Source organism: Blastococcus capsensis, assembly GCF_030165005.1.
Lineage (GTDB): Bacteria > Actinomycetota > Actinomycetes > Mycobacteriales > Geodermatophilaceae > Blastococcus > Blastococcus capsensis.
The window spans coordinates 35748-48457 of record NZ_JASNNW010000022.1; the positions used below are offsets into that span (position 1 = coordinate 35748).

Consider the following 12710-nt stretch of genomic DNA (forward strand, 5'->3'; position numbering starts at 1 on the left):
CACGGGTCAGGGCAGCGCGGCGGCCAGGCGGGGGACGGCCGCCGTGAGGTCGTCGTCCCAGGTGGTGAACGGCTCGGCCTGGACGGTTCGGGCCGCACCCCGCCCGGCGAACCGCCAGGTGCCGGTGATCCGGCCGTCCAGCACCACCGTGGGCCGGAAGACGCCGTTGCCGCCGGGCACGATCCGGTCGGCGAACTCCGGGTCGAGGATCGCCCTGCGGTCGCCGTAGCCGAGGACGTACTCGTCGAAGCCCGGCAGCACCAGCGGCTCCCGTGCCTGCTCCCGGTGCGCGGCGTACCGGTCCGGCGTCTCCGGGTCGAGGAAGTACTCGGCGCCGTCGACCTGCAGGCAGGCCAGCGCGTCGCGCACGGCCGCGACCCCGGCGCGCACGTCCCGCACCGTTCCGCCGGCCCAGCGGGCCAGGTCCCGGACGGTCGCCGGGCCGTGCCCGCGGAAGTAGCGGAGCGCCAGCTCGGCCAGCGCATCGTCCCGGGTCAGCCGGCGGGGTTCCCGCACCCATTCGGCGAGCAGCACGAACAGCTGGTCGCCGTCCGCGGTGGGGCCGAGGCAGAGGGTGCCGGTCTGAGCCAGGAACCAGAGCAGGTGGTAGCCCCGCTGGCCGGTGACGGACACACCTCCGTCATCGAGGACGGCGAGGAGCGCCGCCCGGGACAGCTGCCGGCCGCCGGACAGCGCGGCCACGGCGAGCTCCCGGGCGCGTTCGGCGTCGGCGTCGGTGAGCCCCAGGTGGGCCCTGCGGCCGGCGAGCCCGGCCAGGGCACGCGGTCCGAGCAGCTCGAGCATCCAGGGGAGGTCTTCGGCCGCGAGCAGGTGCAGCGTGCCGCGCATGGGCCACGACCGCACGACCGCGCCGCTGTCCAGCGCGGCCAGCACATCCGCGCGCCGCCGCCCGGCGGTGCGCAGGGCGACCGAGGTGACGGCCCCGGGGAAGTCCTGTCCCTGGACGGCGGTCATCCGGCGCACCGCAGCAGGGACGTCGTCGGCGGCCGGGCCCGCGAGCCGATGGGCCACCAGCCGCATCAGGGCGATGTCGTGCAGGGTCGTCACGCCGGCCACCGTCCCAGGTGGTGGGGACAGATCCAGCTGCCACCGCCGCCGCGGGCGCCGTTCGAGAACCTCGACCGGCGCCGGTGGCGGCGTGCCGGACGCGCGAGCGACCGTGGGGCCCGGCGGCGAGCAGTCCGATGGTGACGATGACGACGAGCGAGATCACGGCGAGCACCCACGGCGTGCCTCGGCCGGACGGCGACGGCGGGTCCGCGCTGCGACACTGGTGGCGTGCGGGCGGAGGACTGGGACCGGCGCTACGCCGAGCGGCCGCAGTGGTCGGCCGAGCCCAACGGTCTGGTCGCCGAGCTGCTCGCCGGCCTGCCGCCCGGTGCCGCGGCCGACCTCGCCGCGGGTGAGGGCCGGCACGCGCTGTGGCTCGCCGCGGAGGGATGGCGGGTCACCGCCGTCGACTTCGCCGATGCCGGCCTGAGCCGCGGCCGGCAGCGGCCCGGGGCCGAGCGCGTCGACTGGGTGACCGCGGACGTCACCGGCTGGACGGCTGCCCCCGGTTCCCTCGACCTCGTCCTGGTCGCCTACCTCCACCTGCCCGAGCCGGAGACCACCGCCCTGCTGACCCGGGCCGTCGGCTGGCTGCGGGCCGGTGGCCGGCTGCTGGTCCTCGGCCACGACGTCGCCAACCTCACCGAGGGGGTGGGTGGCCCCCAGGAGCCGGGCATCCTGCACAGCGTGGCGCGGCTGGGTCCCATCGCCCGGATGCTCGACGTCGACCGGCTGGAGCAGGTCCGCCGAGACACACCGGACGGTCCCGCGATCGACACCCTGCTCTGGGGACGGCGACCGGGCTGACGGGCACTGTGCGCCGGTAGCCTCTGCGGCGTGATGGGACTGGGTGGGTCCGGGGGCCGGGACGCGGAACGACGACGGCGCCTGGTCGCCGCGCTCGTCGTCTTGGCCATGGTGCTGGCCGCCGGCGCGACGGTGCTCTCGATCGCCCTGGGGTGAGTGCCGGACGGCGACGGAGAGCGGCGGGTCGACGGCTGGTTCGCGGCAGCCGGGCCACGGAAGGCATCGGGCCGGCCCGGCCATGCCCACAGTCAGCCGAGACGCCTCGGCACGCCTGTGGCGGGTGGGTGTCAGCCACGGCCGGTGAGGTCGCGGCGGTGCCGCCCGGTGAAGCAGGAACCAGCCGGCCACGCCTCGGCGTGGCGTGAGCGCCGGCGCCCCGGACAGGGGCGCTCACGGAACGGTCAGACGGCCTCCGCCATCTCTCCTCCCGCGTAAGAAGGGCCTAGGTCCCTGGTGTCCGAGGTTGCGTTACGACAACGTGTGGATCGCCACGCCAGCCGGCCGGCACGCAGCTCACCGAGACGCGAGGACCGTCGATGACCCTGGCCGTTCCGCCCAGCGCCTCCGGCTCGACCCCGGGGCGTTCCGATTACTCCCGCCCGGAGGAGACGGTGGACCCGTCGGTCGACCAGGCCGTCGACCGGCTGCGCGGGGAGTTCGCCGGCCGGGTGGGGCCGCAGCTGATCGTGCGGGTGGTGCGCGACTCCCGGCGTGATCTGGGCGGCTCACCGGTCGGGGCGCTGCCGGAGCTGGTCGAACGGCTGGCGCGGTACCGCCTCGACCGGCAGATCGGCTGACCCCCGCAACCCGGTTGCCCCGCCGGGCAGGATGACGGCGTGGGCTACGTGGACGTGACCGGGATCCGGCACACCCTCTCCGACGGCAGGGTGCTGCTCGACGACGTCTCCTTCCGCGTCGGCGAGGGCGCCCGTGCGGCGCTGGTCGGGGAGAACGGTGCCGGCAAGACCACGCTGCTGCGGCTCATCGCCGGCGACCTGACCCCCGAGGGAGGCGCCGTCGCCCGCACCGGCGGGCTCGGGGTGATGCGCCAGTTCATCGGCTCCGTGCGCGACGACACGACGGTCCAGCGATTCCTGGTGGACCTGTCTCCTCCCGCCGTCCGCGCTGCCTGGGCCGCCGTCGAGGCGACCGAGCTGGCGTTGATGGAGACCGACGACCAACGCGCCCAGATGGCGTATGCCGACGCGCTCGCGCAGTGGGGCGATGCCGGCGGCTACGACGCCGAGGTCACCTGGGACACCGTCACGGTCGCGGCGCTCGGCATCCCCTACGACGGCTGCAAGTACCGCGCGCTGTCCACGCTGTCCGGCGGGGAGCAGAAGCGCCTGGCCCTGGAGGCGCTGCTCCGCGGTCCGGACGAGGTGCTGCTCCTGGACGAGCCGGACAACTACCTGGACGTACCGGGGAAGCGCTGGCTGGAGGAACGGCTGCTCCAGACCCGCAAGACCGTGCTGTTCGTCAGCCACGACCGGGAGCTGCTCGACCGCGTCGCCGACCGGGTGGTCACCGTGGAGGGCGGGACGGCGTGGGTGCACGGCGGCGGGTTCGGCAGCTACCCGGAGGCGCGCACCGCCCGGCACGAGCGGATGGCCGACGTGCGCCGCCGGTGGGAGGAGGAGCACCAGCGGCTCGTCGACCTCGTGCGCACGTTGCAGCAGCAGGCGGCCAACTCGCCCGACATGGCCAACCGCTACCACGCGATGCAGACCCGGCTGGCGAAGTTCGAGGCGGCCGGGCCCCCGCCGGAGCGGCCGCCGCAGCAGAAGGTGGCGATGCGGCTGCGGGGCGGGCGCACCGGGGTCCGGGCGGTCATGGCCGAACAGCTGGAGCTCACCGGGCTGATGAAGCCGTTCGACGCCGAGATCTGGTACGGCGACCGGGTCGGCGTCCTGGGGGCGAACGGCGCCGGGAAGTCGCACTTCCTCCGCCTGCTGGCCGGCCAGGACGTGGCGCACACCGGGAGCTGGCGATTGGGCGCCCGCGTCGTCCCCGGGTTCTTCGCGCAGACCCACGCGCACCCGGAGTGGCAGGACCGCACGGCCGTGGACCTGCTGTGGCACGGTGAGCCCGGCGGGGCCGGGCGTGGCGGACGACAGGGCGTCGACCGGGGCCGGGCCATGGCCGCGCTGCGGCAGTACGGGCTCGCCGACTCCGCGGATCAGCCGTTCCGGACGCTGTCGGGCGGGCAGCAGGCGCGGTTCCAGATCCTGCTGCTGGAGCTGTCCGGGGCCACGCTGCTGCTCCTCGACGAGCCCACGGACAACCTCGACGTCCTCTCGGCCGAGGCGCTGGAGGAGGCGCTGGCCGCCTTCGACGGAACCGTGCTCGCCGTCACCCACGACCGCTGGTTCGCCCGGTCGTTCGACCGCTTCCTCGTCTTCGGCGCCGACGGCCGTGTCTACGAGTCGGCCGATCCGGTCTTCGACGAGGCCCGGGTGGCCCGCGCGCGCTGACCTCAGAGGTCGACGTCGGGCTCCCCGCTGCCGCCGATGCGGTCGAGCTCGGCCAGCTCGGCGGGCCCGAGCACGCGGGCCGCGGCCTGCAGGTTCTCCTCGAGGTGGGCGACCGACGAGGTGCCCGGGATGAGCAGGAGGTTGGGGGAGCGGGCCAGCAGCCAGGTCAGCGCCACCTGCATCGGCGTCGTCTCCAGCCGGCGGGCGACGGTCTCCAGCGCGGCCGACTGCAGCGGCGTGAAGCCGCCCAGCGGGAAGAAGGGCGTGTAGGGGACGCCTTCGCGGGCGAGTGCGTCGATCAACGGATCGTCGACGCGATGCACGAGGTTGTAATGGTTCTGCACGCAGACCACCGGCGCGATGGCGTGGGCCTCGGCGTACATCTGCGGGGTCACGTTGCTCACGCCCAGGTGCCGGACGAGGCCTTCCTGCTGCAGAGCGGCCAGCGCCTCGAACGGCTCGGCCAGTGAGCGCTGCACCGGCTCCGCGAAGCCGGGCATGCGCAGGTTGACGACGTCGAGGGCCTCGACGCCCAGGTGGTCGATGTTCTCCTGCACGGCCCGGCGCAGGTCGTCGGCGTCCAGGGCCTCGGGCCAGCCGCCGTCGGCATCGCGGCGGGCACCCACCTTGGTGACGATGACGAGGTCGTCGGGATAGGGGTGCAGGGCCTCGCGGATCAGCTCGTTGACGACCACCGGTCCGTAGTAGTCGCTGGTGTCGATGTGGTCGACCCCGAGCTCGATCGCCCGCCGCAGCACGGCGATGGCGGCGTCCCGGTCGGCCGGCGGTCCCATGACGTGCGGTCCGGTCAACTGCATGGCCCCGTACCCGAGGCGGAAGACCTCGCGGTCGCCGAGGGGGTAGGTGCCGAACTTCTCTGCGGTGGGGGTCGTCATGGGTCTGCCGTTACCCGCCCGCGGCGGGGTATGCGCGGCCGGGCCGGTGGAGGGGATCCACCGGCCCGGCGCGGTGTCACGGCTGGATGAGCACCTTGACGGTGCCTTCCTTCTTCTGACGGAAGTTGGCGTATGCCTCGGGTGCCTGCTCCAGCGGCACCCGGTGGGTGGCGAACTCGTCGACGCCGAGCGGGTCGCCGTCGATGAGCAGCGGCAGGATGTCGGGCACCCAGCGCCAGACGTTGGCCTGCCCCATGCGCAGCTGGATCTGCTTGTCGAACATCCGCATCAGAGGCAGTGGGTCGGTGGCCCCGCCGTAGACGCCGGACAGCGAGATGGTGCCCCCCCGGCGCACGGCTTCGATGGCGGTGTTCAGCGCGGCCAGCCGGTCGATGCCGACCACCGTCATGACCCGTTCCATGATCACGTCGGGGACCACGGCGGTGGCCTTCTGCGCGATGGTGGCCAGCGGGGAGCCGTGGGCCTCCATGCCGACGGCGTCGATGACCGAGTCGGGTCCGCGACCGTCGGTCAGGTCGCGTACGCGCGCGACCACGTCGGCCTGGTCGGTCGAGTCGATGACGGTCACGCCGTTGCGCCGGCCCGGGCCAGCCGCTCCGGCACGACGTCGGAGGCGATGACCTGACCGGCGCCCAGGTGCTTCGCGATGCGGGTGGCCATGTCGCCGATCGGACCCAGGCCGAGCACCAGGACGCTGCCACCCTGCGGGATGCCCGCGTACTGCACGGCCTGCCACGCGGTGGGCAGCACATCGGAGAGGTAGACGTAGCGGTCGTCGAGGGGTGCGTCGGGCACCTTGATCGGCAGCGTGTTGCCGAAGGGCACCCGCAGGTATTCGGCCTGGCCGCCGGGCACCTGCCCGTAGAGCTTGGTGTAGCCGAACAGGGAGGCGCCCATGCCCTGCTCGCGGTTCTGCGTGGTCTCGCACTGCGACTGGAGTCCCTGCTCGCACATCCAGCAGCTGCCGCAGCTGATGTTGAAGGGGACGACGACGCGGTCGCCGGGCTTGACCGCGGTCACCTCGCGGCCGACCTCGCGGACGACGCCCATCGGCTCGTGGCCCATGATGTCGCCGACCGTCATGAAGGGCGCCAGCACCTCGATGAGGTGGAGGTCGGAGCCGCAGATGCCGCTCGAGGTGACCTCCACGATGACGTCCGTCGGGTCCTGGATGGTGGGGTCGGGAACCGTCTCCACCCGGACGCCCCCCCGGCCGTGCCAGGTCACTGCGCGCATGCGAGATCTCCCTCGATCGGATTGCTGACAAGGGCCTGGTGCCCCCTTCGTGAGCCGGATCGCGCCACTCTCAACCATCTACGGCGCGTTCTTCACGCTGGGTCGAGCCACGATCACGCACAGACGAAAGACAAGCGTGAAATTTGGTGACCCGCATCACGAATCTGCAGGTCGCTACCCCCATTCGTAGATCACGAACCCATCACGGCGTGTTTACATGTGCCCCGCTCCCCTTCCCCGGGAGCCGCTTGCAATGTCCGCCGACGGAAGTCAGTGAATGAGCTCGCTCCACCACGACCGCCTCCCCGAGGAAGGCGCGGCGCCGGCCGATCCGGTGGCCACCACGGCCACCGCGGCTCGCCGGACGACCCGTTCGTCCACCGCAGCCGTCGAGGGCACGGCCGGCTCCACGATCCCGCCGCAGCGCCAGGGGAAGGCGCGGTCCGCGGGGGGTCGCCGGGTCATCGGCTCGACCACCCGGACCGTCGGTGCGGCGACTGCCGGCGCGAAGGCTGTCACGGTGACTGCGGCCACCGCCAAGGTCGTGAACGGGAAGACGACGACCGCCAGGGCTGCGACGCGGAAGGCGGCCGGGGCAGCGCGCACCGTCGCAGCGGCCACCAAGGCGCCTGCCGCCGCGAGGGCGGAGCTGAGGGCGACGGCGAAGCCCGCCACCGCCGAGGCGAACGCGACGAAGGCGGCGAAGCCGGCCGCGACGAAGGCGACGGCGTCGAAGGGCGTCTCCGCGAAGCCGGCCGCGACGAAGGCGACGGCGTCGAAGGCCGTCTCCGCGAAGCCGGCCACCACGAAGCCGGCCACCGCGAAGCCGGCCACCGCGAAGCCGGCCACTGCGAAGGCAGCGGCGAAGCCGGCCACCGCGAAGCCGGCCACTGCGAAGGCAGCGGCGAAGCCGGCCACCGCGAAGCCGGCCACCACGAAGCCGGCCACCACGAAGCCGGCCACCACGAAGCCGGCCACCACGAAGCCGGTCACTGCGAAGGCAGCGGCGAAGCCCGCCACCGCGGGGCCGGCGACGGAGCAGCCCGCCACCACCGGCCGTGGCCGGCCGGCCGGCGGGCGTACCGACGCCGGGCACGGCGCCGAGACGTCGAGCACGGCGATGGTGACCGCCGCCCGTACCGCGGTGGTGCAGGTGACCGCGGCGGAGAGCACGGCGCCCCGCCGTCCGACGCCATACAGGCGCACCGCCATCGACGTGGGCGCCCAGGAGTCGGGCGTCGGCGCCGGCCTCGCCAAGACCCGGTCGGCGACCGCCGGGACCGCCCCGGTCGTGGTCGAGGACGCCCCGCCGGCCGCACCGACCCCAGCGCTCGTCGCCCCCGTGTCGGCCGACGTCGCCGGTGCCTCCCCGCTCGCCGCTGCTGGGGGCGTCGTCGCAGCCGCGGCCCAGGGGCGTACGGGCCTGTTCACCCGCCGTCCGCCTGCGGTGCGGCGTCGGCCGGCCGTCTACCTCGCCGCCGCCCTCATCGGCGCGCTCGGCATCAGCGGGGCGTCGGCGGCCCCGGCCGAGATCGAGACCCGGGCCGTGAGCCACTCGGTCAGCGTGGCCGAGCAGCTCGGTCTCGAACCGACCCCCCAGGTCGTGGTCGACGAGGACGCCGCCTCGCACCTGCGAGGTCTGGTGGCCAGTCGCAACGCCCGCGACGCCGAGCGGACTGCTGCCGCGGACGCCCAGGCAGAGGCCGACCGGCTCGCCGCCGAGGAGGCCGCACGGATCGCAGCCGAGGCGGCGCGTCCCAAGGTCGTCCACCCGGTCGAGGGAGCCCGGCTCACCAGCGGGTTCGGTGCGCGGTGGGGGACATTGCACCCGGGCGTGGACCTCGCCGCGCCGATGCGCACGCCCGAGCGTGCGGTCATGGACGGTGTCGTGCTCGAGGCGGGTCCGGCCGCCGGCTTCGGACTCGTCGTCTACATCGAGCACGACAACGGCGACGTCACCGTGTACGGGCACATGGACGAGATCCTGGTGGAGCCCGGCCAGATCGTCCGCGCCGGCGACACGATCGCCCTGCTGGGCAACCGGGGGCAGTCGACCGGCCCGCACCTCCACTTCGAGGTGCACGTCGGCGGCCTCGACGGCCAGAAGGTGGACCCCCTACCGTGGCTGCGGCAGCGCGGCGTCCAGATCTGACCGCCCTCCACCGTGGGTGACGACGCCCTCTGCCGGACCGCTCCGGTGAGGGGCGTCGCGGGTGGGGGAGACTTCGGAGCCGGTCCGGAGCGGCGGAAGCGGAGGGGTGATGGGGCACGGCCACGCGCACGGCCACGGGCCCGGGACGGCCTCGGGGCCGCAGCGCCGCCGGCTCGCCATCGTCCTGGTGCTCACCCTCGGCGTCCTGGCCGCCGAGGTGGTCGGCGCCGTCCTGTCCGGCTCCCTGGCCCTGCTGGCCGACGCGGGGCACATGGCCACCGATGCCGCCGGGATCGCGTTGGCACTGGGCGCCGTGGCCCTGGCCCAGCGGCCTGCCCGTGGGCGGCGCACCTTCGGCTGGCAGCGGGCGGAGATCCTCGCGGCGGTCGCCAACGGCCTGCTGCTGCTCGCCGTGGCCGGTTACGTCGTCGTGGAGGCGATCCGCCGGGTCGGGGATCCTCCGGAGGTCAGCTCGGGTCCGATGCTGGCCATCGCCGCCGTCGGGCTCGCGGTCAACCTGGCCGGCCTCGCGGTGCTGCACCGGGGCCGGGGCGAGTCGTTGAACGTCCGCGGCGCCTACCTCGAGGTCCTGGCCGACGCCATGGGCTCGGTCGCCGTCATCATCGCCGGCGTAGTCATCGCGACCACCGGCTGGACGCCCGCCGACACGGTCGCCTCCCTGGTCATCGGCTTCCTCGTCGTGCCCCGGGCGTGGCTGCTCCTCAGGGACGCCCTGGACGTGCTCCTGGAGGCGGCGCCCCGTGGGGTGGACCTCGACCAGGTGCGCGCACACATCCTCCGGGTGGACGGCGTGCTGGGGGTGCACGACCTCCACGCCTGGACGATCACCTCGGGGCTACCCGTCCTCTCCGCGCACGTCGTGATCTCCGACGGCGCCCTGGCCGCCGGGCACGGCGGCCGGGTCCTCGACGCGCTCTGCGCCTGCCTGGGCGACCACTTCGACATGGCGCACTGCACGTTCCAGCTGGAGCCGGCGGGCCACGGCGCCCACGAGGCGCCGGTGCACGACTGAAGAAGGGCCCCCTTCCTCTCCGCTCGGGGCGGGCTCCGCGAAGGGGGCCGCTCCAGCACGTCACCGGGTGGGACAGTGGAGGGGCACGACGGGCAGGCAGGAGGAGATCGCGGTGGAGCACGGGCACCACTCGGGCATGTGGGTACCCGACCAGCCACCGACATGGGGACGGCTGTTCCTGCCCCACCTGGACGGCTGGTCGGTGCTGGCGGTGCTGAGCATCGTCGCGCTGGTGGTCTACCTCGCGGCGGTCGTCCGGTTGCGCCGTTCCGGGGTCGCCTGGCCGTGGTGGCGAACGATGGCCTGGATCGGCGGCACCGCATCGCTGTTCGCGGTCACCGGCACCTGGCTCAACGGCTACAGCATGGTGGTCTTCAGCATCCACATGACCCAGCACATGGTGCTGTCACTGATCACGCCGCTGCTGCTGCTCCTGGCGGCACCGGTCACGCTGGCCCTGCGCACGCTCCCGCGCGGCCGGGGTGCGGCGGGAGCGCCGCGTGCGCTGCTGCTCGACGCGCTGCACAGCCGGTTCGCCCGGTTCGTGGCCTCCCCGCTGTTCACCGTGCCGCTGTTCATCGCCAGCCTCTACGGCGTCTACTTCACGCCGCTGTTCGACACGCTGATGTCCAGCCCCGCCGGGCACCAGTTCATGCTGGCGCACTTCGTCGTCACCGGCTTGCTGTTCTTCGGGCCGATCGTCGCCCAGGACCCGTGGCCGCGGACCATGAGCTACCCCGGCCGGATGCTGGAGCTGTTCCTGCCGGTGCCCTTCCACGCCTTCTTCGGGGTGGCGATCATGATGGCCGGGTCGCTCGTCGTCGACTCGTTCGTCCAGCCGCCGGCCGGGTGGGGGATCGACCCGCTCGCCGACCAGGGCGTCGCCGGCGGCATCGTCTGGGCCTTCGGCGAACTGCCCACCGTGCTGGTGCTCGCGGTCGTCTTCTTCTCGTGGGCCCGGTCCGATGACCGGCGGGCCCGCACCCTCGACCGCGCGGCCGACCGGGACGGCGACGCGGAGCTCGTGGCCTACAACGCACGCCTCCGCGCGCTCGCCGGGAACCGCAACACGTAGGCGGCTCCCGCCGGCACGGTCCGCGACGACGGCGGCCGGAGGCCTCGGGGGAGGGGACTCGGCCGGGCCGATACGGCCGCTGGTCCGGGTGCCGTCCGGCGGACGACGGCGCACGGCTCACCCGGCGTGGACGACGGCGTCGCCCTCGACCGGCAGGTCCGCCGTGGTGGCCTCGATCATGAGGGTCGACACCAGGTCCCCCCGCCGAGGAGGAGGAAGCCGCCGAAGGTCAGCGTGTGGGCGGTGACGATCCACTGCTGGCTGTGCCGTGCTGATGCCGAGGTCGGCGGTGCCGCGGGCAGGGCGATGGTGACGATCGTGGCGTCGAGGATGGCCAGCAGGACAGTCATGGCGATGACGCCGAAAGCAAGCCGGTGCATCTCGTACGGCTCGTCGGCGGAGCCCACCGAACCGGCGGCAGGAGCGGTGGGAACGGTTCGGTCACGGGACGTCCTCGGTCGTGCGGGAACGGGCCGGATCACCGGCCGGGAGACGGCGTAGCGGCCTGCGACCATGGCGTCGTGCCCGTCTCGCTGGTGTTCACCTCCGACACGCACGTGCCGAAGCGGGCACGTGACCTACCCCCTGCCCTGTGGAGTGAGATCGCGGCCGCCGACGTCGTCGTCCACGCCGGGGACTGGGTGGACGCCGCGCTGCTCGATCTCTTCGAGCAGCGTGCCCACCGGCTCGTCGCGGTGCACGGGAACAACGACCACGGCGTGCTCCGGCAGCGGTTGCCGGAGGTCGCGCACGAAGAGATCGAGGGCCTCCGCTTCGCCGTCGTCCACGAGACCGGGGACGCCAAGGGGCGTGAGGCGCGCTGCGCGGCGCGCTTCCCCGCTGCCGACGTCCTCGTCTTCGGGCACAGCCACATCCCCTGGGACACCACGGCCCCGAACGGCCTGCGGCTGATCAACCCGGGGTCGCCGACCGACCGGCGGCGCCAGCCGCACGGCACGTTCGTCACCGCGGTCGCCGATGCCGGCCGGCTGCGGGACGTCGTCCTCCACCCGGTGCCGCCGCGCTCGTGAGCGTTCGCCCGCCGCTGCCGCAGGCCGCCGTCGCCCTGCTGGCCTGCCCCTCCTGCGCCGCACCGCTGGCGGCCGACGAGGGGAAGGGCGCGCTGCGCTGTTCCGCTGGGCACTCCTTCGACCGCGCCCGGCACGGGCACGTGACGCTGCTCCCGCCGGGGCACCGGCCCCCGTCGGGTGACTCGGCGCAGATGGTGGCGGACCGGATGTCCTTCCTCGCGGCCGGCCACTACGCCGGCATCAGCGCGGCTCTCGGGGATGCGGTGCTCACCGGCGAGGGGACGGCGCCGTCGACGCTGCTCGACCTGGGCGGCGGCACCGGGCAGCACCTGGCCGCCGTTCTCGACCGCGCTCCCGCGGCGACCGGCGTGGTGCTGGACTCCTCGACCTACGCGGCCCGCCGGGCTGCCCGGGCGCATCCGCGGGCCATGGCGGTCGTGGCGGACACGTGGGCGCGGCTGCCCGTGCGCGACGGCGCCCTCGACCGGGTGCTGGTCGTCTTCGCCCCGCGCAACGGCGCGGAGATCGCCCGGGTGCTGCGTCCCGACGGCCGGCTGGTCGTGGTGACCCCCGCGCCCGACCACCTCGCCGAGATCGTCGGCCCCCTCGGCCTGCTGCGGGTGGATCCGGACAAGGGGGAGCGGCTGAGCGCGTCGCTGGGGCCCCACCTGCGGTCGGTGGCGACGACCGCGCACCGGCAGATGCTGCTCCTGGACCGCGCCGCCGTGGCGACCCTGGTCGGGATGGGCCCCCACGCGCGGCACCTCACCGCCGACGGCCTGGCCGCGTCGCTGGGCCGTCTTCCCAGGTCGGTGACGGTCACGATCTCGGTGGACGTCGCCTCCTACCGGCGGGCCCGGTGATCCGTCCGGCGCGCCCCCACCGCCCGTCCTGAGCCGTCCGCCGGCACGGTC

15 protein-coding genes are annotated in these 12710 nt (G+C 74.2%); 9 read left to right on the plus strand and 6 right to left on the minus strand.

The window, feature by feature from the left end:
• Positions 1-6 precede the first annotated feature (6 nt).
• Complete coding sequence (locus QOZ86_RS17045; protein WP_284493166.1) at positions 7-1068, minus strand: winged helix DNA-binding domain-containing protein; 1062 nt, start codon at positions 1066-1068, stop codon at positions 7-9.
• 231 nt (positions 1069-1299) lie between these two features.
• On the opposite strand from QOZ86_RS17045, the gene QOZ86_RS17050 reads away from it, so the two are divergent.
• From QOZ86_RS17050 to QOZ86_RS17065, 4 genes are all read left to right on the plus strand, one after another.
• Entirely contained in the window at positions 1300-1878 is a 579-nt protein-coding gene (locus QOZ86_RS17050) for a class I SAM-dependent methyltransferase (protein ID WP_284493167.1), read from the plus strand.
• Between the two features lie 30 nt (positions 1879-1908).
• Positions 1909-2034 carry a hypothetical protein gene (locus tag QOZ86_RS17055; protein ID WP_284493168.1) on the plus strand — a complete coding sequence of 42 codons (126 nt, stop codon included), beginning with the start codon at positions 1909-1911 and terminating at the stop codon, positions 2032-2034.
• A gap of 380 nt (positions 2035-2414) precedes the next feature.
• Positions 2415-2675, plus strand: a complete 261-nt coding sequence (locus tag QOZ86_RS17060; RefSeq protein ID WP_284493169.1) for a three-helix bundle dimerization domain-containing protein — start codon at positions 2415-2417, stop codon at positions 2673-2675.
• A 39-nt stretch (positions 2676-2714) separates the two neighbouring features.
• On the plus strand, positions 2715-4352 hold the full coding sequence (locus tag QOZ86_RS17065) for an ABC-F family ATP-binding cassette domain-containing protein (protein ID WP_284493170.1): 1638 nt from the start codon (positions 2715-2717) through the stop codon (positions 4350-4352).
• Positions 4353-4354: 2 nt separating this feature from the next.
• Here the strand turns inward: QOZ86_RS17065 and QOZ86_RS17070 are convergent, their stop codons facing one another.
• The 4 genes from QOZ86_RS17070 to QOZ86_RS17085 all read right to left on the minus strand — a co-directional run bounded on the left by QOZ86_RS17070 (position 4355) and on the right by QOZ86_RS17085 (position 7711).
• Entirely contained in the window at positions 4355-5248 is an 894-nt protein-coding gene (locus QOZ86_RS17070; RefSeq protein WP_284493171.1) for an oxidoreductase, read from the minus strand.
• A gap of 76 nt (positions 5249-5324) precedes the next feature.
• Positions 5325-5837 (minus strand): MDR/zinc-dependent alcohol dehydrogenase-like family protein, encoded by a 513-nt coding sequence (locus QOZ86_RS17075; RefSeq protein WP_284493172.1) that lies wholly within the window; start codon positions 5835-5837, stop codon positions 5325-5327.
• The gene (locus QOZ86_RS17080) at positions 5834-6505 is read right to left on the minus strand and encodes an alcohol dehydrogenase catalytic domain-containing protein (protein WP_284493173.1); all 672 of its coding nucleotides are present in this window, start codon (positions 6503-6505) and stop codon (positions 5834-5836) included. The genes QOZ86_RS17075 and QOZ86_RS17080 overlap by 4 nt, the downstream gene beginning before the upstream one ends.
• Before the next feature lie 270 nt (positions 6506-6775).
• A complete protein-coding gene (locus QOZ86_RS17085) occupies positions 6776-7711 on the minus strand; it encodes a hypothetical protein (protein ID WP_284493174.1) in 936 nt (311 codons plus the stop codon).
• Positions 7712-7721: 10 nt separating this feature from the next.
• Between QOZ86_RS17085 and QOZ86_RS17090 the strand changes: the two genes are divergently transcribed.
• The 3 genes from QOZ86_RS17090 (at position 7722) to QOZ86_RS17100 (ending at position 10765) form a co-directional block, all read left to right on the plus strand.
• The gene (locus QOZ86_RS17090) at positions 7722-8657 is read left to right on the plus strand and encodes a M23 family metallopeptidase (RefSeq protein WP_284493175.1); all 936 of its coding nucleotides are present in this window, start codon (positions 7722-7724) and stop codon (positions 8655-8657) included.
• Between the two features lie 109 nt (positions 8658-8766).
• Positions 8767-9690 carry a cation diffusion facilitator family transporter gene (locus QOZ86_RS17095; RefSeq protein WP_284493176.1) on the plus strand — a complete coding sequence of 308 codons (924 nt, stop codon included), beginning with the start codon at positions 8767-8769 and terminating at the stop codon, positions 9688-9690.
• Between the two features lie 112 nt (positions 9691-9802).
• A complete protein-coding gene (locus tag QOZ86_RS17100; protein ID WP_284493177.1) occupies positions 9803-10765 on the plus strand; it encodes a cytochrome c oxidase assembly protein in 963 nt (320 codons plus the stop codon).
• Between the two features lie 176 nt (positions 10766-10941).
• On the opposite strand, the gene QOZ86_RS17105 is transcribed toward QOZ86_RS17100, so the two are convergent.
• Complete coding sequence (locus QOZ86_RS17105; protein WP_284493178.1) at positions 10942-11172, minus strand: hypothetical protein; 231 nt, start codon at positions 11170-11172, stop codon at positions 10942-10944.
• A gap of 114 nt (positions 11173-11286) precedes the next feature.
• On the opposite strand from QOZ86_RS17105, the gene QOZ86_RS17110 reads away from it, so the two are divergent.
• Positions 11287-11796, plus strand: coding sequence for a metallophosphoesterase family protein (locus QOZ86_RS17110; RefSeq protein WP_284493179.1), 510 nt, complete (start codon positions 11287-11289; stop codon positions 11794-11796).
• Positions 11793-12659 carry a putative RNA methyltransferase gene (locus QOZ86_RS17115; protein WP_284493180.1) on the plus strand — a complete coding sequence of 289 codons (867 nt, stop codon included), beginning with the start codon at positions 11793-11795 and terminating at the stop codon, positions 12657-12659. Before QOZ86_RS17110 ends, QOZ86_RS17115 begins: the two co-directional genes overlap by 4 nt.
• Positions 12660-12710 lie beyond the last annotated feature (51 nt).

Coding starts and splice junctions, on each gene's coding strand:
- QOZ86_RS17060 (WP_284493169.1), top strand. CDS start 2,415: ATGACCCTGGCCGTTCCGCCCAGCGCCTCCGGCTCGACCCCGGGGCGT.
- QOZ86_RS17070 (WP_284493171.1), bottom strand. CDS start 5,248: ATGACGACCCCCACCGCAGAGAAGTTCGGCACCTACCCCCTCGGCGAC.
- QOZ86_RS17080 (WP_284493173.1), bottom strand. CDS start 6,505: ATGCGCGCAGTGACCTGGCACGGCCGGGGGGGCGTCCGGGTGGAGACG.
- QOZ86_RS17095 (WP_284493176.1), top strand. CDS start 8,767: ATGGGGCACGGCCACGCGCACGGCCACGGGCCCGGGACGGCCTCGGGG.